Source organism: Methylogaea oryzae (genome assembly GCF_019669985.1).
GTDB lineage: Bacteria > Pseudomonadota > Gammaproteobacteria > Methylococcales > Methylococcaceae > Methylogaea > Methylogaea oryzae.
This window is the reverse complement of sequence record NZ_AP019782.1, coordinates 1,203,895-1,230,372: the sequence shown is the minus strand read 5'-3', so window position 1 is coordinate 1,230,372 and position 26,478 is coordinate 1,203,895. Positions and strand designations below refer to the sequence as shown.

17 protein-coding genes are annotated in these 26,478 nt (G+C 67.4%); 14 read left to right on the top strand and 3 right to left on the bottom strand.

All coding sequences use genetic code 11. From position 1 onward, the window contains the following. Positions 1 to 34 precede the first annotated feature (34 nt). Positions 35 to 1,441 carry an aminotransferase-like domain-containing protein gene (locus tag K5607_RS05885; RefSeq protein ID WP_221048494.1) on the top strand — a complete coding sequence of 469 codons (1,407 nt, stop codon included), beginning with the start codon at positions 35 to 37 and terminating at the stop codon, positions 1,439 to 1,441. Here K5607_RS05885 and K5607_RS05880 read toward each other — a convergent pair. After that, entirely contained in the window at positions 1,438 to 4,545 is a 3,108-nt protein-coding gene (locus tag K5607_RS05880) for a cation-transporting P-type ATPase (protein WP_221048493.1), read from the bottom strand. The two genes, K5607_RS05885 and K5607_RS05880, sit on opposite strands and share 4 nt — an antisense overlap. Before the next feature lie 19 nt (positions 4,546 to 4,564). Continuing rightward, positions 4,565 to 6,865 carry a bifunctional SulP family inorganic anion transporter/carbonic anhydrase gene (locus K5607_RS05875; RefSeq protein ID WP_221048492.1) on the bottom strand — a complete coding sequence of 767 codons (2,301 nt, stop codon included), beginning with the start codon at positions 6,863 to 6,865 and terminating at the stop codon, positions 4,565 to 4,567. Positions 6,866 to 7,213: 348 nt separating this feature from the next. On the opposite strand from K5607_RS05875, the gene K5607_RS05870 reads away from it, so the two are divergent. From K5607_RS05870 to K5607_RS05840, 7 genes are all read left to right on the top strand, one after another. Beyond that, positions 7,214 to 8,752, top strand: a complete 1,539-nt coding sequence (locus K5607_RS05870) for a complex I subunit 4 family protein (protein ID WP_221048491.1) — start codon at positions 7,214 to 7,216, stop codon at positions 8,750 to 8,752. 22 nt (positions 8,753 to 8,774) lie between these two features. Further along, positions 8,775 to 12,074, top strand: coding sequence for a DUF2309 domain-containing protein (locus K5607_RS05865; protein WP_246598965.1), 3,300 nt, complete (start codon positions 8,775 to 8,777; stop codon positions 12,072 to 12,074). Between the two features lie 28 nt (positions 12,075 to 12,102). After that, positions 12,103 to 12,486, top strand: coding sequence for an endonuclease domain-containing protein (locus tag K5607_RS05860; RefSeq protein WP_082411780.1), 384 nt, complete (start codon positions 12,103 to 12,105; stop codon positions 12,484 to 12,486). Continuing rightward, complete coding sequence (locus tag K5607_RS05855; RefSeq protein WP_246598964.1) at positions 12,479 to 14,035, top strand: proton-conducting transporter transmembrane domain-containing protein; 1,557 nt, start codon at positions 12,479 to 12,481, stop codon at positions 14,033 to 14,035. Before K5607_RS05860 ends, K5607_RS05855 begins: the two co-directional genes overlap by 8 nt. A 2-nt stretch (positions 14,036 to 14,037) precedes the next feature. Continuing rightward, complete coding sequence (locus K5607_RS05850) at positions 14,038 to 15,543, top strand: complex I subunit 4 family protein (protein WP_221048490.1); 1,506 nt, start codon at positions 14,038 to 14,040, stop codon at positions 15,541 to 15,543. A 9-nt stretch (positions 15,544 to 15,552) separates the two neighbouring features. Next, entirely contained in the window at positions 15,553 to 17,052 is a 1,500-nt protein-coding gene (locus K5607_RS05845; protein ID WP_221048489.1) for a complex I subunit 4 family protein, read from the top strand. Between the two features lie 76 nt (positions 17,053 to 17,128). After that, the gene (locus K5607_RS05840) at positions 17,129 to 17,686 is read left to right on the top strand and encodes a hypothetical protein (RefSeq protein WP_054774240.1); all 558 of its coding nucleotides are present in this window, start codon (positions 17,129 to 17,131) and stop codon (positions 17,684 to 17,686) included. Between the two features lie 57 nt (positions 17,687 to 17,743). On the opposite strand, the gene K5607_RS05835 is transcribed toward K5607_RS05840, so the two are convergent. Next, complete coding sequence (locus tag K5607_RS05835; RefSeq protein ID WP_221048488.1) at positions 17,744 to 19,369, bottom strand: NAD+ synthase; 1,626 nt, start codon at positions 19,367 to 19,369, stop codon at positions 17,744 to 17,746. A gap of 92 nt (positions 19,370 to 19,461) precedes the next feature. Between K5607_RS05835 and K5607_RS05830 the strand changes: the two genes are divergently transcribed. The 6 genes from K5607_RS05830 to creC are packed head-to-tail and all read left to right on the top strand — an operon-like array spanning position 19,462 to position 26,429. Further along, positions 19,462 to 21,141: a two-component system sensor histidine kinase NtrB gene (locus K5607_RS05830; protein ID WP_221048487.1), complete on the top strand. Its 1,680-nt coding sequence runs from the start codon at positions 19,462 to 19,464 to the stop codon at positions 21,139 to 21,141. Between the two features lie 33 nt (positions 21,142 to 21,174). Beyond that, the gene (locus tag K5607_RS05825) at positions 21,175 to 22,551 is read left to right on the top strand and encodes a sigma-54-dependent transcriptional regulator (protein WP_221048486.1); all 1,377 of its coding nucleotides are present in this window, start codon (positions 21,175 to 21,177) and stop codon (positions 22,549 to 22,551) included. A gap of 3 nt (positions 22,552 to 22,554) precedes the next feature. After that, positions 22,555 to 23,217, top strand: coding sequence for a 5,6-dimethylbenzimidazole synthase (bluB, locus tag K5607_RS05820; RefSeq protein WP_221048485.1), 663 nt, complete (start codon positions 22,555 to 22,557; stop codon positions 23,215 to 23,217). A 5-nt stretch (positions 23,218 to 23,222) separates the two neighbouring features. Next, positions 23,223 to 24,308 carry a DUF5685 family protein gene (locus tag K5607_RS05815; protein WP_221048484.1) on the top strand — a complete coding sequence of 362 codons (1,086 nt, stop codon included), beginning with the start codon at positions 23,223 to 23,225 and terminating at the stop codon, positions 24,306 to 24,308. Between the two features lie 10 nt (positions 24,309 to 24,318). Further along, positions 24,319 to 25,005 (top strand): two-component system response regulator CreB, encoded by a 687-nt coding sequence (creB, locus tag K5607_RS05810; protein ID WP_054774981.1) that lies wholly within the window; start codon positions 24,319 to 24,321, stop codon positions 25,003 to 25,005. Beyond that, positions 25,002 to 26,429 carry a two-component system sensor histidine kinase CreC gene (gene creC / locus K5607_RS05805; RefSeq protein WP_221048483.1) on the top strand — a complete coding sequence of 476 codons (1,428 nt, stop codon included), beginning with the start codon at positions 25,002 to 25,004 and terminating at the stop codon, positions 26,427 to 26,429. The genes creB and creC overlap by 4 nt, the downstream gene beginning before the upstream one ends. Positions 26,430 to 26,478: the final 49 nt, after the last annotated feature.

Below are 26,478 nucleotides of genomic sequence, written 5' to 3'. Positions count from 1 at the left end.
ATCCTGAACCTGTACCGGTCGCGCCACCTATACAATGAACGCCATCGACCTCGATCCCCACGACAGCCGGCCCTTGATCGAACAGATCGTCACCGGCATCAAGCAGCGCATCGACGAGCGCGCCCTGCGCCCCGGCGCTCGCCTGCCGGCCATCCGCCGTTTCGCCGACGATCACGGCGTCAGCAAGTTCACCGTGGTGCAGGCGTTCGACCGGCTGGTGGCCATGGGCTACCTCAAATCGCGCCAGGGTTCGGGCTTTTACGTGGCCGGCCGCGAGCAGTCCGACGCGGCGGCCGGCCAGGGTTGCCAGTTGGAACGGGCGGTGGACGTGCTGTGGCTGCTGCGCAACGCCCTGCGCGAGCAGCCCCACGTCGCCATGCCGGGGGCCGGCTGGCTGCCGGGCGAATGGATGGACGAAAGCGGCATCCAGCGCAGCCTGCGCACCCTCTCCCGCAAAAGCGGCAGCTACCTGACCGGCTACGGCTCGCCGGCCGGCTACGAACCGTTGCGCGCCCTGCTGGCGCGGCGCCTGCAAGACCAGGAAGTGGGCTGCACCACCCGGCAGATCGTCACCACCCGCGGCGCCACCCACGCCCTGGACCTGATCAGCCGCTATTTCATCAAGCCGGGCGATACGGTGCTGGTGGACGATCCCGGCTATTACACCCTGTTCGGCTATCTGAAACTGCTGGGGGCCAAGCTGGTGGGCGTGCCGTGGACGCCGCTGGGGCCGGACACGGCGGTGATGGAAAGCCTGATCCAGGAGCACCGGCCGCGGATTTTTTTCACCAACACCCTGCTGCACAATCCCACCGGCGCCAGCATCGGCCAGGCGGTGGCTTATCGGGTGCTGCAACTGGCCGAGCGCTACGACCTGACCATCGTCGAGGACGACATCTACGGCGATTTCCTCGCCGGCCAACCCACCCGCCTGGCGACCCTGGACCAGCTACAGCGCGTGATTTTCGTCGGCGGCTTTTCCAAAACCGTGTCCGCCAGCCTGCGGGTGGGCTATCTGGCCTGCCGCTACGAACTGGCCGAGAGCCTCACCGACCTCAAGCTGCTGACCAGCCTCACCACGTCCGAAATCGACGAACGGCTGCTGTACGAGCTGCTGACGGACGGCTATTACCGCAAGCACCTGGAAAAGCTCAGGAGCCGGCTGCGCAAGGCGCGGCTGGAAGCCTCGCGCAGCCTGGAACGCAGCGGCTTGCAGCTTTACCAGGAAAGCGAGGACGGCCTGTTCATCTGGGCGCGGCGGGCAAGCGGCGAAAACGCCACGGTCCTGGCGGCGGCCGCCGCCAAGCAGGGCGTGATGCTGGCGCCGGGCGCCCTGTTCAGCCCGCAGCAGGAAGCCTCGCCCTGGCTGCGCTTCAACGCCGCCTGTTGCAGCGACCCGGCGATTTTCCGTTTGCTGGAAGACGCGCAGCCGACCGTTTAACCGCCGCTACGCCGCAGCGCCAGCGACAAGGCCAGATAAGCCACGCCCGCAACCAACAGCGCGGCACAGCCGGCCACCACCCACGGCAATTGTTCCGCGGCAAAGGGATAGGCGGGCGCGTGCCAGGCGGCGGCCAGCAGCAGCGCCGACGCCAGCAGCGTCAACGCCGCCGGCGCGGTCCGCCGCGCGGCGATGGCCCATGCGGCCTCCCCCCACAGCGACAAGGCCAGCGCCGCCGCGGTGACGGCCATCCACCAGCCCGTGCCGGTCGCCGGCCATAAGTCATAAAGCGTCGCCGCGACGCGGCCAAACTGCGCCAACACTAGCATCGCCAAGACGGTGTTCAGCGCCGCGCCGGCCAGCGTCCAAACGTTCCAGCGCTCGGGATCGGCCGCCGCCGGCGACGGCTGCCGCCAACGGCGCAGCAGGGCTTTTTCCGCTTCCACGGCGGTGAAAATCGACACCGCCGCAAGGCCGATGCGCAGCCAGGCGTCGCCGTCCAAAGCGCGGGAGTGGAAGGCTTGCTGCATGAACGGGGCATAGGTGAACAGCAGCTGCACGGCGATCAGCACCGCCATGGCCAGCACCGCGTAGCGGCTGCCGAACCAGGCGCGCCAGCCCAGGCTGGAGGCGAAGAAATAGCGGCTGTTGACCAAATACACCATCTGGCCGGCCACCAGCACGTTCACGGCGGCGCTGCGGGCCAGCTCCACCGCCGCGCCGTGGGCGATTTCCCATTGGTACAGCCCCAGGGTGGCGACCACCAGCAGCAGCGAAACGAACACGATGCGCCACAGCATGTGCCGCGTCACCAAGGGCTCGGCCGGGCTGCGCGGCGGGCGGCGCATGATGTCGCCCTCGGCCGGCTCGAAGGCCAGGGACAGCGCCAGGGTGACGGCGATGACCAGGTTCACCCACAGCACCTGCAGCGGCGTGATGGGCAGCGGCTGGCCCAGCAGGATGGCGGCGATGATGACCGCCGCCTGGCCGCCGTTGGTGGGCAAGGCGAACATGATGGCCTTGCGCAGGTTGTCGTAGACGGTGCGGCCCTCCTCCACGGCGCTGGCGATGGTGGCGAAGTTGTCGTCGGCCAGCACCATTTCCGCCGCTTCCTTGGCCGCTTCCGTGCCGCGCTTGCCCATGGCCACGCCGATGTCGGCGGCTTTCAGGGCCGGCGCGTCGTTGACGCCGTCGCCGGTCATGGACACCACCTGGCCGGTGGCGCGCAGCGCCGCCACCAGGCGCAGCTTATGCTCGGGGTTGGCGCGGGCGAAGACATCCACCTCGCCCACCGCTTGTTGCAGCGCTTGGTCGGACAAGCGCTCGATGTCGCCGCCGGTCAACACCCGGTCGCCGCCGCCGATGCCCAGCTGCGCGCCGATGGCGCGGGCGGTGGCGGCGTGGTCGCCGGTGATCATCTTCACCCGGATGCCGGCGCTTTGGCAGCGGGCCACCGCCGCCACCGCTTCCGGCCGGGGCGGATCGATCATGCCGGCGATGCCCAGCAGGGTGAAACCGCCGTCGGTATCGACGAATTGCAAGCTGTCCGCCGCTTGCTCCAGGGGCTTCACCGCCAAGGCGATGAGCCGCTGGCCGCGCGCGGCGATGTCCTGGATGTAGCCTTGCCACAGGGCCGGGTCCAAGGGCTCGTCGTCCCCGGCGCGGCGCTGGCGGTGGCAGCGCTCCAGCACCACTTCCGGCGCGCCTTTCAGGTAGATCCAGCGGTGGCCGGCGTGATCCCGGTGCAGGGTCGCCATGAAACGGTGTTCCGATTCGAAAGGGATGGCATCCAGGCGCGGCAGCTCCTTGTTTTCGAACGCGGCGTCCAGGCCCGCTTTCAGCGCCAGCACCACCAGGGAGCCTTCGGTGGGATCGCCTTCCAGCCGCCAGTCACCGTTGTCCCGCGCCACCGCCGCGTCGTTGCACAGCAAGGCGGCGCGGGCCAGTTCCAGCAAATCCGGCGCGTCGGCCGCCGCCGCGGCCACCTGGCCCAAGCTGAAACCGCCGTGGGGATCGTAGCCGACGCCGCTCACCTGGAACTCCGCCGCCGCCGTGGCGACGGTCTGCACGGTCATTTCGTTGCGGGTCAGGGTGCCGGTCTTGTCGGTGCAGATCACCGTCACCGAACCCAGCGTCTCCACCGCCGGCAGCTGGCGCAGGATGGCCTGCCGCTTGGCCATGGCTTGCACGCCCACCGCCAGGGTGATGGTGACGATGGCCGGCAAGCCTTCCGGAATGGCGGCCACCGCCAACCCCACCGCCGCCATGAACAGCTCTTGCGCTCCCAGGCCCCGCGCCAGCCAGCCGAACAGAAACGTGACGGAAGCGACGCCCAGGATGATGAAAGTCAGCCAGCGGGTGAACTGGTCGATTTTGCGCAGCAACGGCGTTTCCAAGCCGCCCACCTCCGCCAGCAGGGTGGAAATGCGGCCGATTGCCGTGGCGCTGCCGGTGGCCACCACCACCGCCAATCCTTGGCCGTAAGTGACCAGGGTGCCGGAATGGGCCATGCCCAGGCGGTCGCCCAAGGGCGACTCGGCGGCGGTAGGCTGGCTGGATTTCTCCACCGGCACCGATTCGCCGGTGAGCACCGACTCGTCGATGCGCAGCGTGCGCGCCTCCACCACGCGCAAGTCCGCCGGCACTTTGTCGCCGGATTGCAGCAGCACCATGTCGCCGGGCACCAGGGTTTCCGCCTCCACCGTCCAGCGGCGGCCGTCGCGCAGCACCATGGCGGTGGGCGACAGCAGATTGCGCACCGCCTCCAGCGCGGATTCCGCCTTGCCTTCCTGGATGTAGCCGATGAGGGCGTTGAGCACCACCACCGCCACGATCACCGCCGTGTCCACGTAATCTTGCAACCAGGCGGTGACGGCCGCGGCGGCCAACAGCACATAGATCAGCAGGTTGTGGAATTGCAGCAGGAAGCGCAGCCACGCCGGCCGGCGCTTGGGCGGCGGCAGGCGGTTGTAGCCGTATTCGGCCAAGCGCCGTTCGGCTTCCGCGCCGCTCAGGCCGCGCCCGGCATCGGCGGCGAGCTGTTGCAGCGCCTGTTCCGCCGACAAAGCGTGCCAAGGGGTCGAAGAAGGGGATCGGGTAATCATCGCGCACACTCCACTACGGTCAATCCATCGCCATGGCCGCCACCACTTCGCGGTCTTTGTCGGTTTGAACCAGGAAACGGGGGTCTTCGTAAAACTCCACCACGCCGCTCTCCACTTCGTACATGCCGCCGACAATGCCGATTTCGTTGCGGTCCACCATGCCGGCCAGGATGGGACTGCGCCGGTAGATTTGCTCCATCACCCAGCGGACGTTTTCCACCGCCACGCATTCGACGAATGCGGCGTTCTTGGAATTGCGCTGTTCCAGGATATGGGTGACCCGCGCCATGGCCGGCTCGACTTTCTGCACCAGGCCGGTGAGATGGCCCAGTTGCACGTGGTCGCAAGCGCCCTTGATGGCGCCGCAGCGGCTGTGGCCGAGCACCACGACGATCTTGGAGCCGGCCACTTTGCAGGCGAACTCCATGCTGCCGAGGATGTCCTCGTTGAGCACGTTGCCGGCGATGCGGATGCTGAAGATGTCGCCCAGGCCCTGGTCGAAAATCAATTCGGCCGAGGTGCGCGAATCGATACAGCTCAAGATGGCGGCGATGGGGTATTGGCCTTCCTTGGTGACGTTGATGGTTTTCAACAGGTCCCGGTCCATCTGCAAGTTGTTGACGAAGCGGAAATTGCCTTCCTTGAGCAGTTGCAGGGCCAAATGGGGCGTGAGGCGCGATTGGAGGGTTTTTTGCCAGTAGACCAGGTCTTCCTGCTCGGCCAGATTCTCCAGCTCGTCGCCCAGCACCACGTCGTAAATGGTTTCGGTATTGTCGATGTCGTAGCGGTCCTGAAACCCCAGCAAGGTCAATTGGATGTTTTTCGCCGGCGCCTTCACCTCGACGAATTCCCGCAGGATTTCCAGCACGTCGTGATCGATATAGCGGGTGTTGCCCGCGTCGATGATGAGCTTGGCGCCTGACGGCACGTTTTCCAGGGACACCAGCACGCTGGCTTTGTTGAGGAAGGAGACTTCCGAGGCCAGTTCCAGCTTGATGGCGTGGTTTTCCACATGGCGGTTGCGGAAGAACGCGATGGGGTTGCGGAAGTTGCGCCGCAGGATGAAAACGATGCTCACCGCCATGCCGATGGCCACGCCGTGCAGCACGTCCACCAGCAGCACCGCGACCACCGTCGTCAGGAACGGCGCGAACTGGTCGCGGCCCTTGGCGTACATGGCGCGGAACAGTTCCCAGTGGGCCATGCGATAGCCGATCACCAGCATCACCGCCGCCACGGCGGCCAGGGGCACGCGGTTCAGCCAGGCCGGCACCGTCAGCACGCAAACCAGCAACAACAGGCCCTGCACGATGGCGGACCAGCGGCTGGCGGCGCCGGCTTCCAGGTTGGCCGAGCTGCGCACCACCACCGAGGTGAGCGGCAGGCCGCCGCACAACCCGGACAGCACGTTGCCCACCCCTTGCGCCAACAGTTCCCGGTTGGGCGACACGTAGCGGCGCTGCGGGTCGAGTTTCTCCAGAGCCTCCAGGTTGAGCAGGGTTTCCACCGAAGCCATGGACGCCAGAACCAGCGCCGCCGACCATACCTTGCCGTCGCTCCAGCGGGAAAAATCGGGAAAATCCAGAAACTTCAACCATTCGGCCGGCGAGGCGGCCACCGGCACGCTGACCAGGTGGGTGCTTTCCAGGGCCAGCGGACTGCCCAGCGCCGTGAGCGATTCGTTGACGGCGATGCCGGCGATGATCGCCAGCAAACCGCCCGGAACGGCGTGCTTCCTGCCGCGGCCAAGGCTCTCCCACAACTCCAGGGTGATCCAGGCGACGACGCCGACCAGAGCCGCCCCCGGGGTGATGTGGTCGCCCAGCTCCAACAGTTCCGACAAAGTGGTCTCGCCGTCGATCTGGAAAAAGGCGAAATCCCCTTCCACGTCCATGTCCCAGCCCAGCCAATGGGGAATTTGCTTGAGCACGATGATCAGCCCGACGCCGGTGAGCATGCCCTGCACCACGTTGGACGGGAAATAGTCGCCGATCAGCCCCAGCCGCAAGGCGGCGAACAGCATCTGCAAAAACCCGGCGTAGACCACCACCAGCAGCAGGGCCTCGTAGGAGCCCAGGTCGCGCACGGCGAGAAACACGAAAGCGGTCAAGCCGGCCGCCGGCCCGCTGACGCTCAAGTCCGACCGGCTGACGGCCCCCACCACCACGCCGCCGAGTATGCCGGCGATCAAGCCCGAATACAGGGGCGTGCCCGACGCCAGGGCGATCCCCAAACACAGCGGCAGCGAAATGAAAAACACCGAAGCGCCGGCCAGAAGATCGCGGCGCCAACGCTCCACATTCAACGAGTATGCCTGCATTCCCCCTCCTACCTTGAAAAGCCCCGCCCCAGCGCCGCCGGTACGCGGCCGACGCTTAGGCTTATATCGACGACTTTTATTAAGACTAACTTAAATAATCGCCATAACCTAGCTGGAAAGACCGGATTCGGGAATCGCTGCGGAAAACGCATCGGCGAGAAGGCGCGGGAAGCGAAACCCAGGCGTCGGTTTAAGCCGCGCAAGAACGTATCGCCACAACACTTACCGGGACGTTAACTTAATGTTAAGCTTATCCGGCCCGATTCCCCGAACGAGGCCCTTGCGCTAATCGCGCCGACGTTCGGCGCAGGCGCGAAAAAAACAACGTCACCCGGCCGGCGCGCACCCATGCACCTACTCAGCTTGATCCTGTGGCTACCTTTGATCGGGGCCGTCGCCATTGCTTGCCTGCCGGAACGGCGGTTGAGCTGGATACGCTGGACCGCAGGCGGGTGCAGCGCCGTCGTGCTGGCGTTGGCTTCCGCTTTGCCCGCCTTGTTCGACGCGGACGACCGCGGCATGCAGTTGACCGAATTCCAGTCGTGGAACCCCGGCCTGGGCAGCGCTTACGCCCTGGGCCTGGACGGCCTGTCCCTGCCCATGGCGCTGCTCACCGCCCTGCTGAGCTTCGTGGCGGTGCTGGTGTCGTCCAAGATCAAGCACGCGCCCAAAAGCTACCACGCCTGGCTGCTGGTACTGGAAACCGGCATGCTGGGGGTGTTCCTGGCGCAGGACTGGACGCTGCTCTACCTGTTCTGGGAGCTGACCCTCATCCCGCTGTTCCTGCTCATCGACCGCTGGGGCGGCGTCCGCCGCCAGCGCGCCAGCCTGACTTTCGTCATCTACACCATGGGCGGCGCCATTTTCCTGCTCATCAGCCTGCTGCTGCTGTACCAGCAGGGCGGCAGCCATTCCTCCACCATGGCCGCCATGGCGCAGGCGGCGGCAACGCTGTCGCCCGAGCAGCAATTCTGGATATTCCTCGGCTTCCTCGCCGGCTTCGGCGTCAAGATGCCGATCTTTCCCCTGCACGGCTGGCTGCCCCTGGCCCACGTGGAAGCGCCCAGCCCCATCAGCATCCTGTTGTCGGGCGTGCTGCTGAAAATGGGCGCCTACGGCCTGCTGCGGGCCAGCGCCATGCTGCCCGACGCCGCCATGGACGCGCAGCCCTGGCTGGCCGCCCTGGCCTTCGCCGGCATCGTCTACGGCGGCCTGCTTGCCTGGCGGCAAACCGATTTGAAGGCCATGATCGCCTATTCCTCCATCAGCCACATGGGCGTGGTGTTGCTCGGCATCGCCGCCTTCAACGAAGCGGGCCTGCTGGGTGCGGAAATGCAGATGGTGGCCCACGGCCTGGTGGCCGGATTGCTGTTCCTGCTGGTCGGCCTGCTGTACGAACGCACCCACACCCGGGAAATGGCCGACTACAGCTCCCTGGTGCAAACCACGCCGCGCTTCGCCCTGTTCACCACTCTGGCGTTCCTGGCCGGCGTCGGCCTGCCCGGCACCGCCGGCTTCATCGCCGAACTGCACACGCTATTGGGCAGCTTCCAGCGCTGGGGCTGGGTCACTCTGCTGCTGAGCGCCGGCGTCCTGGTCAGCGCGGCCTATGCCTTGCGCGCGGTCAGCCGCTTGTTCACCGGCCCGGTGCGGCCGGCCATGGCAGGCGTCGCCGACCTGGCGGCCCACGAGCTGGGAGCGGCGGCGCTGTTATTGGCGTTCCTGGTCGGCGGCGGCTTGTACCCCGCCCCCCTGAGCCGCATGGCGCAGGCCGCCGCCAACCAACTGAGCGGGCTGCTGGCCGGCCCGGCGGAGCCGGCGCGAAACGGCGGCCCCGGCCTGGCCGGACGCCCCCAACGGCCGGTCGTCAGCGGCCGCTGGTACTGACCCTCCCTTTGAGATCGCCCTCGTGAACGCCCCCCGCGAAGAAGCCACCGCCGATCCCCGCCAGCGCCTGCTGCAGGCGGTCGCCCACCTGGACCACGTGCTGCCGGGCCAAGCGCCCATACTCAACTTCGTCCACCACAATACCCTGCACGGTTTCCAGCACCTGCCGTTCGAACAGGCCCTGGCGGAAGCGGAAAAAGTCACCGGCATCCACGGCTACCAGGCCGAAAGCGATTTCCGCCGCTACTACGCCCAGGGCCGCATCGACGACGGCGATTTGCAATCGGCGCTGGCAGCGCGGCCCGGCTTGCGGGCGGAGGAAATCGCGGTCCAGGCGGGAGATAAAGCCGTCCTGCGCCGCGACCTGTTCCGCATCTCCCTCCTGTATGGCGCCGAGCCGCTCGACGCCGCGCAACTGTCCTGGCAGCTGGAGCACGCCGGCGGGCTGCTCGATTGGCAAGCCGACCTGCCGGATACGCTGCGGCAGCGCCTAGCCCAACGCGCCGCCGAACGGGGCCAAACGCCGAGTCAAGCCCTGGCCGAACTCTGGCAAACCTGCCTGGACACGCTGCGCCTGGATCGGGCGCCGCTGCACCCGGAAGAGCTCACCGACTTGTCGGCCGAACAAGCGGAGGCGCTGTTGCAAGCCGAGCCGGGCGACAGCGGCGGCGTCCACCGACGCATGCGCGAGCGCGCCCAAGCCGCGCTGGAACTCACCCTGGGCGAAATCGGCGCCAGGAACACCCTGCGCGGCCTGCTCTACTCGCTCACCGGCGAAGATGTGCTGGAGCGGGTACGGCCGCTGCTGATCCGCTACCTGGGCGCCTACCTGGACGAGGGCTTGGCCGCCTGGCCCCTGCCCGGCAAGCGGGAAGGCTTTTTCCAAGCCTGGCGACGGGTCGCGGAAAACGACGCCGTCGGCCTGCTGGCCGATCTGCCCGGCTGGCGCGAGCAACTGGCCGCCTTGCCGTCGGACCCGCTGGACGCGGTGATCGCCCAGCTGCGCGGCCGCGGCATCGCCGAAGCCCACTGGCCCGGCTATCTGGAACGGCTGGCGCTGCAACTCCCCGGCTGGAGCGGCATGGTCAACTGGCGCCAGCAGCGGCCGCACTATCCCGCCAACCGGGAGGCGCCGGTGGCGCTGCTGGATTACCTGGCGGTGCGGCTGTTCCTGGACGGCCACTGGCTCACGCGCCTGTGCCGGGAAACCTGGCACATCGACGCCACCCTGGACGCCCTGCGCCGCTATTTCAGCGCCAATCTGTCGGAGTTCTGGGTGCGCACCAGCCTGCAACGCAACCAGTTGCCGGAGTACCTGGCGGCGGAAGCCCAACGCCTCATCGGCCAGGCCCATTCCGAACGCAACGACCGCCGCGCCTGGCGCGACCTGGCCGACCAGATCTGGACTTGGCAGCACAGCCCGGACGCGGCCCGTCCCGGCCAACCCAGCCGCCACGGCGACGGCTGGCGGCTGTTCCGCCTAGCCCAGCACTTGGAGCTGGACGCCGCCGACCTGCATCGGCTGGGGCGCGACGGCGCACTCGCCCTGCTGGCGGCCTTGGACGACCTGACGCCGAGCGAACGCGGCATGGTGTGGCTGACGGCTTACGAGCGCCATTACCGGGAGGCGATTTTCAGCACTATCGCCGCCAACCGGGAACGCGGCCCCTGGGCCAGGCGCGACAGCCGCCCGGACGCCCAGGTCATCTTCTGCATGGACGACCGCGAGGAAAGCATCCGCCGCCACCTGGAAGAGCTCAATCCCGCCGTGGAAACCCTGGGCGCGGCCGGCTTCTTCGGCGTGCCCATCAACTGGAAGGGCCTGGACGACGAGGCGGTGACGCCGCTTTGCCCCATCGTCGTCACGCCATCCCACGAAGTGCGGGAAATTCCCCAGCCCGGCTGCGACGAAGAGCAGCGCCGCCACGACCGCCGCCGCGGCTGGAAAGCCGGCCTGGCGAAATTTTTCCATCAGGAAATCCGCCGTAACCTGTTCAGCTCTTCCCTGGCTACCGCCGCGCTAGCCCCTGCGCTGCTCCCCGCCCTGGCCGGCAAGGTGCTGCTGCCGCGCCACAGCGGCATTGTGGCAAACCAAGCGCAGCGCTGGCTGGAGCCGGAGGTGCCCACCCGGCTGCTGCTCACCGCCATCGGCGAAGCCGGTCCCGCCAGCCCGAATAATCCGCGCCTGGGCTTCACCGACCAGGAACAAGCCGACCGGGTGGCCGGCTTCTTGCGCACCACCGGCCTCACCTACGGTTTCGCCAAGCTGGTGGTGCTGGCCGGCCACGGTTCCCTCAGCCAGAACAACCCGCACTTGGCCGCCTACGACTGCGGCGCGTGCAGCGGACGCCACGGCGGCCCCAACGCCCGCGTGTTCGCCGCCATGGCCAACCGGCCGGAAGTGCGACGGATACTGGAAGAGCGCGGCATCTCCATTCCCTCGGACACTTGGTTCATCGGTACCGAACACAACACCGCCAACGAGGACATCCTCTGGTTCGACCTGGACTTGATGCCGCCAGCCTTCGGCCCGGCGATAAGCAAACTGCAGGCCGAACTGGAGCAAGCGCGCCACCTGTCGGCCCATGAGCGCTGCCGCCGGCTGGCTTCGGCGCCGCGCAAGCCTACGCTGAAACAGGCCCTCAACCACATCGTCGGCCGCAGCAGCGATTTCAGCCAGGCGCGCCCCGAACTGGGCCACGCCACCAACGCCGTCGCCTTCATCGGCCGCCGCAGCCTAAGCCGGGGCGCGTTCTTCGACCGCCGCGCCTTCCTCATTTCCTACGACCCCACCCAGGACCCGGAAGGCGCCATCCTGGAGAACATCCTGTTGGCGGCCGGCCCGGTGGGCGCCGGCATCAACCTGGAATACTACTTTTCCACCGTCAACAACGACCGCTTCGGCTGCGGCAGCAAAGTGCCCCACAACGTCACCGGCCTATTCGCCGTGATGGAAGGCGGCGCCAGCGACCTACGCACAGGCCTGCCCAAGCAGATGGTGGAAATCCACGAAGCCATGCGCCTGCTGGTAGTGACCGAACACAAGCCCGAAGTGGTCGCCGCCATCTACGGCCGCCAGCCGCCCCTACGCGAGCTGATCGGCAACGCCTGGCTGCAAGTGGCGACGGTGGATCCCGATACGGGCGCCATTTGGCAATTCGATCCCGCCAGCGAATCTTTCGTCCAGTGGCAGGGACCACCGCAAGCGCCGCCCAAGGTGAAGTTGTCCGGCGAGTGGTACCAAGGCCACAGCGAACCCTTACCGCCGGCTTTGATCGAACGCTCGGCCCGCCGGTCCCCTCTCCCTCAGGGAGAGGGTTAGGGTTAGGGGATTAAAAAGGACTCTTCCGATGAAAGAACTCGCCAGAACATTGCGCCAGCAACAGACAGATGTAGAAGAGCTGTTGTGGTACAGGCTGAGAAACCGCCGAATGAACGGCTGCAAATTCAGGCGACAAGAACCCATCGGTCCTTACGTCGCCGATTTTCTATGTATGCAACCCAAGCTGATTATCGAACTTGACGGCGGCCAGCATGGCGAGCAGCTAGAGAAGGATCAACACAGGACACAGTATCTGGAAACTTTAGGCTATCGAGTGCTGCGTTTTTGGAATCATGAAGTGCTAACCAATCTGGAGGCGGTATTAGAGGTTATTCATTTAGCCACGGCCAATCATCCCCCTCACCCTAACCCTCTCCCTAAGGGAGAGGGGACCGGAGGCGCCTGTGATTAATACGACGCTTATTGTTATCCCCACCCTCACCCCCTTCCTAGCCGCCCTTTCCATCGGCGTCGGCGCCCTGTCCGGCATCATCGCCGGCGAAGCCTGGGAAAAAGCCACCGCCCGCATCGCCCTCGCCGGTGCAACGCTGTCCCTGCTGGCGGGTTTGGCCGCGCTGGGCAGCGGTTCGCAGGAAACCCTGCACCTGGGCGATTGGCTAAGCAGCGGCGATTACCGCATCGGCTTGGACTTCCGCAGCGACAAACTCAGCCTCGGCTTGGCAGCGCTGTTCTCCCTGCTGTGCCTGCTGGTCATCAAGTTTTCCGTCAACTACATGCACCGGGAAGCCGGCTACCACCGCTTTTTCTTCGTGCTGAGCCTGTTCACGGCGGCCATGCAGTTGCTGGTCACCGCCGGCAACGGTGCGCTGACTTTCGCCGGCTGGGAAATCGCCGGCTTCTGTTCCTATTTGCTGATCGGTTACGCCTACGACCGGGACAACGCCGCCGGCAACGCGGTGCGGGTGTTCGTCGCCAACCGCATCGGCGACGCCGGTTTCGTCGCCGGCCTGGCGTTGTCCTTCCTCTGGCTCGGCGGCATCGAGTGGGACGCCATCAATAACGGCGCGGCCGGGCTGGGCGACGGCCAGCGCTTCGCCCTGGCGGTGTGCTTCCTCACGGCGGCCATGGCCAAGTCGGCCCAGGCGCCTTTGGCGCCCTGGCTGGCGCGGGCCATCGAAGGGCCGACGCCGTCCAGCGCGGTGTTCTACGGCGCGGTGATGGTGCATGCCGGCGTTTACCTGCTGCTGCGGCTGGAACCGCTGTTCGCCGCCTCGCCCGGCGCCATGGGGCTGCTGGTGTTGATGGGGGCGGCCACCGCCCTGTACGGCTTCGCCTCCGGCTTGGCGCAAACCGACGTGAAAAGCGCGCTGGTCTTCTCCGCCTCGGGCCAACTAGGCCTGATGTTCGCCGAATGCGGCTTGGGCTTGTGGCAACTGGCGGCTTGGCATCTGGCGGCCCACGCCGTGCTGCGCGCCTACCAGTTCCTGGCCGCGCCGTCCCTCATGCACGACACGCTGGGCTTGGGCATGCGGCCGGTGCCGGCTTGGCTGGCCGAGCGCCGCCGCTGGTATACCGCCGCCTTGCAACGCTTTTGGCTGGACCACCTGGCCGACTGGGCCGTCACCGATCCGGTGCGGCGCTTGGCCGTCGATCTCAGCCGCTTCGACGAGCGGGTGGTCAATCGCGCCATCGGCCTGCCGGAGCCGGCGGTGCGCGCCCTCTCGTCCCTGGCCCAGTGGGAGGAGCGTCGGCTTGGCGCTTACGACGCCACCACCCACGAGGACGCTATCCGCCCCCTCGGCCTGTTCGGCCGCTTGACCCGATGGCTGGCCAACGGGCTGAACCATTTCGAGCAGCGCTGGGTGTTGTACGGCATGGGCGAGGGCATGTTGCGCCACGCCCGCCGCTTCGGCCCGGCCCTCAACCTGCTGGACGACTTCATGGCTCAGCCGCGTTACGTGGTGTTGCTGATCCTTGCCACCTTGCTGATGGTGTTTTGAACATGGCGGTCGAACTCTCCTGGTCCACCCAAGCCGCCCTGCCGGTGTTGAGCCTGCTGCTGTGGCTGCCCGCCGCGGCGGCGTTCGCCGCCCATCGCCTGGCCCGCGACGACGAAAGCGCCTACCGGCTGGCGCGGGGCGCCGCCCTGGCGGAAGCCTTGGCCGGCGTTTACTTGCTGAGCCGCTTCGATGGCGGCCAAGGCGGCATGCAGCTGGCCGAGCGGCTCGGCGGCGGCTGGCTCAACTATCACCTGGGCGTGGACGGCGTATCCCTGTTGTTCGTGCTGCTGACGGCGGGCCTGGGCTTCCTGGCGCTGCTTTACGGCCGCGACGGCAGCACGCCGCCGCCGCGCTCGTACAGCGCCGCCGTGCTGGCTTACCAGGCCGTTTTGGTGGGATTGTTCGCCAGCCAGGATATCTGGCTGTTCGCCTGGCTCTCGGCGGCGGAGACCGGATTGGCGCTATGGCTGTTGTGGCGCTGGCGCGCCGGGGTTTCCGGCCCGGCCATGACCCATGCCAGCCAGTTCCTGGGCGGCGCCTTGATCCTGCTGCTGGCCGCCGCCGTGCTGCTGGGCTGGCAACACGCGGAAAGCGCCGGCCGCTGGTCCTTCGACCTGGCCGACTTGCTGGAACACCCCGCCCCGGCCAATCTGCAAACCGCGGCGTTTTTCCTGTTGCTGTTCGCTTTCGGCATTCGCCTGCCGCTGTTCCCCCTGCACGGCTGGCTGGCGCCGGCGGTGCAGCACGCCGGCCCCCTGGCGGTGGCGCCGGTATTCCTGGCCGGATTGAAAACCGGCATCTACGGCCTGGTCCGCTGGGTGCTGCCGATCCTGCCCGACGCGGTGCGGCATTGGGACCTTTACCTGGTGCCCTTGGCGGTGCTGGGGATTTTTTACGGCGCCGTGCTGGCGCTGGTGCAGCAACACCTGGGCCGGCTGCTGGCCTACGCGGTGGTCAGCCACGCTTCGGCCTTGACACTGGGCGTGCTGACCTTGGACAAGGAGGGCCTGGCCGGCACCTTGCTGATGTCCATCGATGCCGGCATCGCCAGCGCCGGCCTGCTGTTCGCCTGCGGCATGATCCACCGCCGCACCGGCACGGTGTTCCTGCCGCGCCTGGGCGACTTGTTCGACCCCCTGCCGGCCCTGGGGCTGGCGTTCATGATCGCCGCCCTGACGCTCATGGGCATGCCCGGCACGCCCGGCTTCGATGCCGCCCACTTGCTGCTGGAAGGCACCTTGGAAGTGCACGAATGGGGCGTGGCCGTGGCGCTGGCGAGCGGCAACGTGCTCACCGCAGCCATGCTGCTGTGGGCCTTTCAGCGCGTGTTCCTGGCCCAACGGCGCGGCACCCGCCGCCACGGCTGCCAAGCCATGACGCTGCCGGAACTGATCGTCGCCGGCGCCCTGTCGGCGGCACTGCTGGCCGGTTTCTACACCCACCCCTGGCTATCCCTCATCGAGCCCGCCCTGCCGGGTCCGTTGCAGCATTACGCCCAGCCCCACTAGGATCGCCCCATGACCGCCACCGGTTTCCCCCTGCTCGGCACCCTGATTCTGCTGCCCCTGCTGGGCGCGTTGATTACCGCGATGCAAGCCGATCCGGTAAAGGCGAAAAAGTGCGCACTGGGCTTTTCCCTGGCGGAACTATTGCTGAGCCTGGCGGTGTTGTGGTGCATGGACTTCGCCGATCCCGAGCCCCAGCTGCTGGAGCGCCTGCCCTGGATACCCAGCCTGCGGGTGGATTACCTGGTGGGCGTGGACGGCCTGTCGGCGCCGTTTCTGCCGCTCACCGCCCTGCTCGGCGCGGCGGTCGTCCTGGCCTCGTGGAATTCCGTGCAACGCTTGGTGCCGTTCTACCACGCCCTGCTGCTGGCCCTCTCCGGCATCACCATGGGCGTGTTTTGCGCCCTGGACTTGATCGCCTTCTTCCTGTTCTGGGAGCTGACCCTGGCGCCCCTGTATTTCCTCGTCAGCCTGTGGGGCATCGGGCCGCAGCGCCGCTACGCCGCCATCCAATACGTCATGATGATGCTGGCGGCCGGCGTGCCCTTGCTGTTCGGCTTCGTGTTGCTGGCGCTCAACCACGCCGACGCGCTGGGGCTGCCGGCCCCGGCCGGACTGTCTTTCGATTACCTGACGCTGCTGCGCACCGCCATGCCGGAGGAATTGCAGAACACGGTGTTCCTGCTGCTGTTCCTCGGTTTCGCCGTGAAAGCGCCGTTGTTCCCTTTCCACGTCTGGCTGCCGCGCATCGCCATGGAAGGCCCGACGGCGGTAACGGCGCTGCTGGTGGGATTGAAACTGGGCGCCTACGGCCTGCTGCGCTTCGCCCTGCCCCTGGCGCCGGCCGGCGCCCAGCATTACCTGGGCCCGGTAACCGCCCTGGCCATGGTGGGCATCGTCTACGGCGCCCTGCTGGCCCTGACGCAAACCAATTTGCGCCGGCTGCTGGCTTTTTCCAGCGTCAGCCACGTCGGCTACGTGGTACTAGGCATCGCCAGCCTCAACCTCCAGGGCGTGCAGGGAGCGGCGTTCCAGCTGGCCAACTTCACCGTGGTGGCCGGCGGGCTGTTCCTGCTGGCGGGATTTCTGCAACAGCGGCTGGGCACCACCGAACTGAGCGGCCTGGGCGGTCTGGCCAAATCCATGCCGCGCTTCGCCACGCTGTTTCTCGTGCTGGGAGCCGCCGGCATGGGCGTGCCCGGCAGCAACGGTTTCGCCGCCGAGCATTTGATCGTGCTGGGCGCGTTCCGCGCCGACCTGGGGCTGGGCCTGATGGCCTTGCTGGGGGTAATCCTGGGCGCGGCCTATTTCCTCGGCTACTGCCGCCGCGCTTTATTTGGCCCGCTGCGCAGCCGGACGGCGGCGGAAGCGGCGGATCTGCTGCCCAGGGAATTCCTCGTCGTCGCCCTATTGGCGGGCTTGGCCCTGCTGGCCGGCCTATGGCCGCAAGTCGTACTCGAAGCCGGCGCAGCCTCCGCCGAACGTTGGGTTCAAGACTTGGCCCGCCATTGATGCCCCTCGGCCCGGCAAAGCGTGACGCCTTTCACGTTATACTTGCCGCCGGATCGACATTGACTCGGAGCCTACCTTGAATACCGCCGATACGCCCAGCGGAACCCTCGTCCATGCCCCCGACCTGAGCTGGAGCCAAGTACGGGAAACCGTGCTGTTGCTGCAGCTGGCCATGGGCCAGATCGAAGCGGCCCTCACGGAAAGCCACAGTTCCGTGGCCGTGCTCACCGAAAGCTTCACCGCCATGGCCGGTTACATCGGCGCCCTCAACGACGCCCTGGCCGATGCCGCGCCGGTGGAGCAACCGCCGGACGACCTGAAAAACACGGCGGCCCAGCTGACCGGCATGGTCAACCAGGCCATCGTCGCCTTCCAGTTTTACGACAAATTGACCCAGCGCATCGGCCACGTGTCGGAAAGCCTGGACGGCCTCAGCGCCCTGGTGGGCGACCAGCGCCGCTTGTTCAACCCCCAGGAATGGGCCTCCCTGCAACAAGCCATCCGCAGCAAATACACGACGGCGGAAGAGCGGGAGATGTTCGACGCGGTCATCAACGGCATGCCGGTGCAACAAGCCTTGCAACATTTCGTCAGCGAAATGAAGAACAAGGGCGACGACATCGAATTTTTCTGATCGCCGCGCCCGACGCCACCCGCGGCGCGGGAGACGCCGGCGAAAACGCGACGTTCCCTAAGCGCTTTTGAAACCGCAAGTGATGGGGTAACGCCGGTCCCGGCCGAACGCGCGCGGGGTGATCTTGACGCCGGGCGGCGCCTGTCGGCGCTTGTATTCGTTGCGGTCCACCATGCCCAGCACGCGCCGCGCCTCGGCCTCCGGGTAACCGGCGGCGACGATTTCCGCCAGGGATTTATCCTGCTCCACGTACAGCGCCAGGATGGCGTCCAGCACGCTGTAGGGCGGCAGGGAGTCCTCGTCTTTCTGGTCCGGGCGCAGTTCCGCCGAAGGGGGCCGCTCCAGCACCCGGCGCGGAATCACCGGCGCAAGGCCGTTGCGGTATTCGGCCAGCTCGTACACCAGCAGCTTCGGCACGTCCTTCAACGGCGCGAAGCCGCCGGCCATGTCGCCGTACAGGGTGCAATAGCCCACGCTCATTTCGCTTTTATTGCCGGTGGTGAGCAGGATTTTCCCACTCTTATTGGACAAGGCCATGAGCAGGATGCCGCGACAGCGGGCCTGGATGTTCTCCTCGGTGGTGTCGGGCGGCAGGCCGGCGAAGGTATCGGCCAACAGGCTACCGAAAGCCTGGAACGCCGGCTCGATGGGGATGAGGTGGTGACGCACCCCCTGGGCTTCCGCCTGGGCCTGGGCGTCCTCGACGCTCATGTCCGCCGTGTAGCGGGAAGGCATGAGCACCGCCTCCACCTGGTCGGCGCCGAGGGCATCCACCGCCAGGGCCAAGGTCAGGGCCGAGTCGATGCCGCCGGACAGGCCCAGCACCGCGCCCTTGAAGCCGTTCTTGCGCACATAGTCGCGGATGCCCGTCACCAGGGCGTTGTAAACGCTGGCGGTGCGGGCCGGCAGCGGCGCCACCTCGCCCGCTTGGGGCACGGCGTGCCGACCGTCCCAGTGGAACACCACCGGCGCCAGCGCTTCGCCGAACTCGGCGGCGCGGTAAGCCACCCGCCCCTGGGCGTCCAGCACGAAAGAAGCGCCGTCGAACACCACCTCGTCCTGACCGCCCACCAGGTTGGCGTAAACCACCGGCACGCCGGCGGCCTCCACCCGCGCCTGCACGGCCGCCTCGCGCTGGGCGTATTTGTCGGCGTGGTAGGGCGAGGCGTTGAGGTTGAGGATCAGGCGCGCGCCGGCCTCTACCGACTGCTCCACCGGCCCGTGACTCCACACGTCCTCGCAGATGGTCAATCCCACCGGCACGCCGGCCAATTGGAACACGCAGGGTTCGGAGCCGGGCGCAAAATAGCGCTTTTCGTCGAACACGCCGTAATTGGGCAAGGAGTGCTTGCGGTACACCGCCTGCACCCGGCCTTCGCGCAGCACGGCGGCGCTGTTGTAGAGCAGCCCGTCGGCCGCTTCGGGAAACCCCAGCACCACGTCGATACCCTCCACCTCGGCCGCCACCCGCCGCAGGGCGGCGGCGCTGCGGGCCAGAAAATCGTCCCGCAGCAACAGGTCTTCCGGCGGATAGCCGCACAGGGTCAGCTCGGGAAACACCACGGCCTGGGCGCGCAGCCGGTCGCGCGCCTGCCGGGCCAGGTCGATGACGCGCCGGGCGTTGCCGTCGATGTCGCCCACCAGCAAATCGGTCTGGGCTATGGCTAGGGTAATGGTATGCAAGGGTTTTCCTGTGGCGAGGGCGGCGTCCGCCGGATGGGGCAAGGGTGCTATAGTAGGGCGCAATTCTAGCCGAGCTGGCGGAGCCGCGCATCGTGGCAGCGAACAATCGAACCCTGACCTCCTCCAACCGCCAACCCCATGCTCCCGCCGGCGAGCCGGACGAAAGCCGTCTGATTCAGCCCTGCCCGTTTTCCCGCGGCTACCGCATCGCCCTGGCTTCCGCCTGGCGCTCGCTGCTGATCTACGAAAGCTACCGGCTGGTCCTGTCCGGCATGCTGCTGAGCCTGCCCTACGCCAAAGCCAATCACCCGCTGCTGCAACACAGCGATCCCAAGCTGTTCCAGGCCGTCGCCCTGGCCTATTTCGTCCTGGTACTGGTCAACGGCCTGACCTTGCTGCTGCGCCGCCCCGGCTACGCCACCCAGGCGCAAGTCCAAATTTTCGTCGACATCGCCGCCATTGCCCTGCTGACCCATGCCGCCGGCGGCGCGCTGAGCGGCTTGGGCATATTGCTGGCGGTCACCATGGCGGCCGGCGGCTTGCTGATCGGCGGCCGCTGCGCCCTGGTGTTCGCCGCCCTGGCCAGCAGCGCGGTGCTGGGCGAGCAGGTCTACACCCACCTCAACGTGGCCTTCGACGACCGGGGCTACACTTACGCCGGCGCCCAAGGCGCGGCCTTTTTCGCCATCGCTATATTGGCCTTCGTCGCCGCCCGGCGCACCGAGCACAGCGACGCCCTGGCGCTGCAGCGGGGCGCCGACCTGATCGACCTGCGCCAGCTCAACGAATACATCGTCCAGCACCTGCAATCGGGCATCGTGGTGGTGGACGACACCCTGCACATCGTCACCGCCAATCGCGCCGCGCTGCAACTGCTCAACCTGGGCGCGGCGCCGGCCGGCCTGGACATCGCGTCGCCGGAGCTGCTGGAGAAATACCGCGACTGGCTGGCCCATCCGCTGGAGGACTACGCCACCCTGGAGCGGGTCAGCGGCAACCGGGTCCAGGTGCGATTCAGCCGCTTCGCCGCCCGCTCGCGCCACTACGACATGATCTTCCTGGAAGACGACGCCCTCTACAACCAACGGGTGCAGCGCAGCAAACTGGCCTCCCTCGGCCGGCTCACCGCCAGCATCGCCCATGAAATCCGCAATCCCTTGAGTGCCGTCACACACGCGGCGCAGCTGTTGGCGGAAAATCCCCAGCTGTCGCCCCAGGACCGGCGCTTGACGGAAATCATGATGGACAACGCCGCCCGCGTGGACACGGTGGTGGAAAACATCCTGCAGCTGTCCCGCCGCAGCCCTTCCCGCCGCGCCACGCTGGACATCGGCGAGTGGCTGGAGCAATTTTTCTCCGACGGCTACCGGAGCGAAACCCTGCCGCGGGACGTGTTCGACTACCAGCGCCCCGGCGCTCCGGTCCGCGTCGCCGCCGACCCGGAGCAGCTGCGCCAGATACTGGAGAACCTCTGCGGCAACGCGCTGAAATACGGCTGCCCGGAACAGGGAAAAATCGTGGTGCGCGTCACCAGCCAACCGCCCTGCGTGGAAGTGGTGGACCACGGCCCCGGCATCGCCCCCAAGCTGGCGGAGCAGATTTTCGAGCCGTTCTACACCAGCTCGTTCAGCAGCACCGGCCTGGGCCTGTACATCGCCCGCGAACTGGCGGAACTGAACCAGGCCCGACTAAGCTATATACCGGCGGCGGGTGGCGGCAGCTGCTTCCGCCTGTGCCTGCGCGACGCCGAGGAAGCCGGCCGGGAGCTGTAAGCGCCGTCGCGAGGCAAAAGAACCAAGGCAGATATGCAAAACGAAACCGCCCAAGTCTTGGTGGTGGACGACGAACCGGACATCCGCGAACTCATCGCCCTCACCTTGGAACGCATGAAACTGACTGCGCACGCCGCGGCCGACCTGGCGCAAGCCAAAGCGTTGCTGACCGAGCAACGGTACCTACTATGCCTGACCGACATGAAGCTGCCGGACGGCGACGGCCTGGACTTGGTGGCCCACATCCAGCGCGCCCAGCCGGACCTGCCGGTGGCGGTCATCACCGCCCACGGCACCATGGACACGGCGGTGCGCGCCCTGAAAAACGGCGCGTTCGACTTCGTCGCCAAGCCCATCGACCTGCACCAGCTGCGCAACCTGGTCAACGCCGCCCTGAGCCTGACGCGGCAAACCGCCGGCCACGGCCCGCGCGACCGCCACGTCCTGCTGGGCGAGTCCGACGCCATCCAAGCCATCCGGAGCAAAATCGCCAAGCTGTCGCGCAACCAGGCGCCCATCCACATCAGCGGCGAATCCGGCACCGGCAAGGAGCTGGCGGCCCGGCTGATCCATAGCCAGGGGCCGCGCGCCGATAAGCCTTTCGTCGCCGTCAACTGCGGCGCCATTCCGCCGGAATTGATGGAAAGCGAATTTTTCGGCCACAAAAAAGGCAGCTTCACCGGCGCGGTGAGCGACAAGACCGGCCTGTTCCAAGCCGCCGAAGGCGGCACCCTGTTCCTCGACGAAGTGGCCGACCTGCCCTTGCCCCTGCAAGTGAAACTGCTGCGCGCCATCCAGGAAAAAGCCGTGCGCCCGGTGGGCGAGCAGAAAGAAACCGCCGTGGACGTGCGCATCCTCTCCGCCAGCCACAAAAACCTGGAATACCTGGTGCAGCAAGGCGCGTTCCGCCAGGACCTGTTCTACCGCATCAACGTCATCCAACTGCACCTGCCGCCGTTGCGGGAACGGCCGGGGGACATTCCCCTCCTGGCCCGCCACATCCTGCAACGGCAGGGGGAAAGCCAGGGCCAAGCCTGCCGGCTGACGCCCCAGGCCGATGCCGCCCTGGCCGCCTACCCCTTCCCGGGCAATGTGCGCGAACTGGAAAACGTGCTGGAACGGGCGGTGGCCCTGTGCGACGGCGACGAGATCGGCGCGGAAGACCTGGGCCTGCCGCAAACTGCGCCGCCGCTGGCATCCCAGCCCGAAAGCGCCGCACCGGCAGCGCCCCTGCCCCCCATCGCCGCCGCCGGCCTGGAAGCCCTGGACAGCTACAAGGAAGAACTGGAAAAACAAACCATCCTGCACGCCCTGGAACAAACCCGCTGGAACCGCACTGCCGCCGCCAAGCAACTGGGCATCACCTTCCGCGCCCTGCGTTACCGGCTGAAGAAACTGGGGCTGGAATAAGCCGTGCACGCCTACAGCCCGGAGGAAATCGCCGCCGTCTACCGCGCCATCGAGGAGCGCCGCGACATGCGCCATTTCCGCCCGGACCCGGTGGAGCCGGCCTTGCTGCAACGCCTGCTGCTGGCCGCCCACCACGCCCCCAGCGTGGGCTATATGCAGCCTTGGCGCTTCATCCGCGTCACCGACGCCGCCTTGCGCGGGCGCATCCAAGCGCTGGTGGAAGAGGAACGCAGCCGTACCGCCGAGGCCTTGGGCGAGCGGCACGACGAGTTCATGCGCCTGAAAGTGGAAGGCATCGCCGACTGCGGCGAGCTGCTGGTAGCGGCCCTGGGCGATAAGCGCGAACGGCACATTTTCGGCCGCCGCACCCTGCCGGAAATGGATCTGGCCTCCCTGTCCTGCGCCATCCAGAACCTGTGGCTGGCGGCCCGCGCCGAAGGGCTGGGCATGGGCTGGGTGTCGCTGTTCGACCCGGCCGCCCTGGCCGAGTTGCTGAACATGCCGGCCGGCGCCAAACCGGCCGCCATCCTCTGCCTGGGCCACGTGGAAGCCTTCTACGACCGTCCCATGCTGGAACAAGAAGGCTGGGCGCGGCGCCGGCCGCTGGAGGAACTGGTTTACGAGAATGGCTGGGAGCACGGCGCCCCGCCCGAACAAAGCGAATAGCCGCCATGCTCGGCCACCTCAAACCCCAGCTGTGCCGCCTGCCCTCCTCCGCCCGCCGCCAATACCGGCAACTGTACTGCTCGCTGTGCTACAGCCTGCGCCGGCAATTCGGCCTGCCCGCCAGCCTGCTGGTGAGCCACGAAATGACCCTGAGCCTGGCCGCGTGCAGCGGCGAGTGGGAAACAGTCGACGCCGACTGCGGTTGCCCCGCCCGGCTGTTTTGCCGCTCGCGGCCGGTAGTGCTCCACGACGGCATCGACCGGGCGGCGCGTTATTCCCTGTTGCTGGCCTGGCTCAAGCTGCACGACTGGGAAAGCGACAGCGGCAGCCGGTGGGCGAGGGCCTTGCGGCGCCGGCTGGACCCGGCCGTGGCGCCGATACTGGCGGAACTCTCCGCCGAAACCCGCGCCTTCATCGACACCTACCTGGGCTTGGTGCGCGATCCGGCCGGCGGCTTCGCTCCCCTGCGGGAAAGCTCCGGCCTGCTGGCCCAGTATTTGTTCCAAGAACTCGTCCAACAAGCAACGACCGCCGGCCCCACGCTGCGGCGCATCATCCGCCTCACCGGCGAGCTGCTGCCGGTGGCCGACGCCCTGCTGGACGTGCGGCGCGATCGCGACAGCGGCCAAGCCAATCCGGTGCTGGAAGCGATGAAGGCCGGCGGGCTCAGCCTGGCCGCCGCCTTCGGCGCCCTGCGGCAGGACTACGAAACGCTGGCGGCGGACATCCTGTCCCTGTCGCAAACGCCAGGTCTACCGCAAGACTTCACCGCCATCCTGCAACAATCGCTGCGCCGGCTGGATATCCAGATCCGCCGGGAAGAAGACGCCTTGCTGGGCCGCGCCGCCCCGGACAACGGCCAGCGCCGCCGCAAGCCCAAGGAAGACAAGCGAGACTGGTGCGATTGCTGCGATTGCGGAGATTGCTGCGACTGCATCCAATGCCTGCCCAACCGCGTTTGCAGCCCCTGCCGCCACAGCGGCGACTCGCACCACGGCGACGGTTGCGGCCACTGCTGCGCCTGCGACAGCACGTGTTGCCACGGCGGTAGTTGCGACAGCGGCTGTTGCGACGGCTGCGGCTGCGACTGAGGTTAGCCCCATGCCGCCGCGTATCCTCCTCGTCGAAGACGAAGCCGCCATCGCCGATACCGTCGCCTACGCCCTGGGCAGCGACGGCTTCCTTCCCGTATGGTGCGCCACCGGCGCGGCGGCCTTGCAAGCATTGCGGCAGGAACCGGCGGACCTGGTCATCCTCGACGTAGGCCTGCCGGACATCAACGGCTTCGAGTTGTTCCGGCGCCTGGCGGACGTCTCCAGCGCGCCGGTGATTTTCCTCACCGCCCGCAGCGACGAAATCGACCGGGTGGTGGGCCTGGAACTGGGCGCCGACGACTACGTCGCCAAGCCCTTCAGCCCGCGGGAACTAACCGCACGGGTGCGCTCGGTGCTGCGGCGGGTGAACCGCGGCGCAGCACCGACCGCCGCCGTGGAAGCCGTTCCCTTCGCCGTGGACGAGGAAAAAATGCGCGTCGCCTATTTCGGCCAGCCCCTGGAGCTGTCCCGCTACGAATACCGCTTGCTCAAGCTGTTCATCGGCCGGCCCGGCCGGGTGTTCAGCCGCGACGAGTTGCTGGAACGGGTGTGGGACGAGCCGGACGCCAGCTTCGACCGCACCGTGGACGCCCACATCAAAACCCTGCGCGCCAAGCTGAAAGCGGTGCGGCCCGAGCTGGACGCCATCAAGACCCTGCGCGGCAGCGGCTACGCCCTGCGGGACGACTGGTGAGAAAAACCACCCGCGTCTTCCTCGGCGTCATCGCCGTGTTCGTGCTGGGCCTGGGCTGGCTGGTGCGGCAGGCCATCGACGACGTGGAACAGCGCTACCGGGAGTCGGCCGAGGAGCTGCTGGTGGACACCGCCCAGCTGCTGGCCGCCCTGCTCGCCACCGACCTGCAGGACGGCGCCCCTTCCGTGGAACGCCTGCGGCTGGCCATGCCGGCCCTGCAACGCTCCCGCTTCGAAGCGCGCATTTTCGCAGCGGTGAAGCGCGACGTGAACCTCACCGTCTACGTCACCGACGCCGCCGGCCGCGTGCTGTACCACTCGCAAGCGGAACACGAAGGGGAAGACTATTCCCGCTGGAACGACGTGCTGCGCACCCTGCAAGGCCAATACGGCGCCCGCTCCACCCGCGCCGTCCCCGACCGGCCCGACACCTCCACCATGTACGTGGCCGCGCCCATCCTCCGCGACGGACGCATCGCCGGCGTGGTCAGCGTCGGCAAGCCCACCGCCAGCTACCGCCCCTTCGTGGAAGCGGCCCGCCGCAACCTGCTGATCGGCGGCGCCACCACCGGCCTGGCGGTGCTGCTGCTGGCCCTGGCGGTGGCCCTGTGGCTGCTGCGGCCGGTGGGGCTTTTCTCCGACTATATGCAGCTGCTGAAAAACCGCCGCCAAGCCGGCCTGCCGCGCCTAGGCCGCAGCGCTCTAGGCCTGCTCGGCGCCGCCTTCGACGAAATGCGCGACGCCCTGGCCGGCCGCAGCTACGTGGAAGAATACGTGCAAGCCCTCACCCACGAAATCAAAAGCCCGCTGTCCGCCATCCGCGCCGCCGCCGAATTGCTGGACGAAAACCTGCCCGCCGAGCAGCGCCGGCGTTTCCTCGGCCACATCCGCGACGAAGGCGGACGCATCCAGGACATCGTCGACCGGCTGCTGGAACTGTCGGCCCTGGAAAAGCGCCGCAGCCTGGCCGAACTGCAACGCATCGAACTGGCGCCCTTGCTGCGCGAAGCGGCGGCCAGCCTGGCCTCCAGCGCCGCCGCCCGCCACATCGCCATCCGCTGCGACATACCGGAACAACGCTACGTGGAAGGCGACCGCTTCCTGCTGCTGCGCGCCCTGGACAACCTGCTGCAAAACGCCGTGCAGTTTTCCCCCGCCGGCAGCGAAATAGAAATCGGTCTGGAGTCGTCCCAGCACCACCACCAAATCGCCATCCGCGACCACGGCCTCGGCATTCCCGCTTACGCCGAAAAACGCGTGTTCGAACGCTTCTACTCCCTGCCCCGCCCCGACAGCGGCAAAAAAAGCACCGGCCTGGGCCTGAGCTTCGTCAAAGAAATCGCCGAACTGCACCATGGCCAGGTGAGCCTGACCAACCACCCGCAAGGCGGGGTGCTGGCGCTGTTGCGACTGAGACAGGCCTAACGCCGTCACCTGGCACGCCGGGATAAGCCGCCAGGCGTTCTCGGCAAAC

What these genes read in the sequence shown, in the direction of transcription:
- K5607_RS05880 (WP_221048493.1), bottom strand. Translation starts at nt 4,545, where the DNA reads ATGATTACCCGATCCCCTTCTTCGACCCCTTGGCACGCTTTGTCGGCG.
- K5607_RS05860 (WP_082411780.1), top strand. Translation starts at nt 12,103, where the DNA reads ATGAAAGAACTCGCCAGAACATTGCGCCAGCAACAGACAGATGTAGAA.
- K5607_RS05845 (WP_221048489.1), top strand. Translation starts at nt 15,553, where the DNA reads ATGACCGCCACCGGTTTCCCCCTGCTCGGCACCCTGATTCTGCTGCCC.
- K5607_RS05870 (WP_221048491.1), top strand. Translation starts at nt 7,214, where the DNA reads ATGCACCTACTCAGCTTGATCCTGTGGCTACCTTTGATCGGGGCCGTC.
- creB (WP_054774981.1), top strand. Translation starts at nt 24,319, where the DNA reads ATGCCGCCGCGTATCCTCCTCGTCGAAGACGAAGCCGCCATCGCCGAT.
- K5607_RS05825 (WP_221048486.1), top strand. Translation starts at nt 21,175, where the DNA reads ATGCAAAACGAAACCGCCCAAGTCTTGGTGGTGGACGACGAACCGGAC.
- K5607_RS05815 (WP_221048484.1), top strand. Translation starts at nt 23,223, where the DNA reads ATGCTCGGCCACCTCAAACCCCAGCTGTGCCGCCTGCCCTCCTCCGCC.
- K5607_RS05875 (WP_221048492.1), bottom strand. Translation starts at nt 6,865, where the DNA reads ATGCAGGCATACTCGTTGAATGTGGAGCGTTGGCGCCGCGATCTTCTG.
- K5607_RS05885 (WP_221048494.1), top strand. Translation starts at nt 35, where the DNA reads ATGAACGCCATCGACCTCGATCCCCACGACAGCCGGCCCTTGATCGAA.
- K5607_RS05850 (WP_221048490.1), top strand. Translation starts at nt 14,038, where the DNA reads ATGGCGGTCGAACTCTCCTGGTCCACCCAAGCCGCCCTGCCGGTGTTG.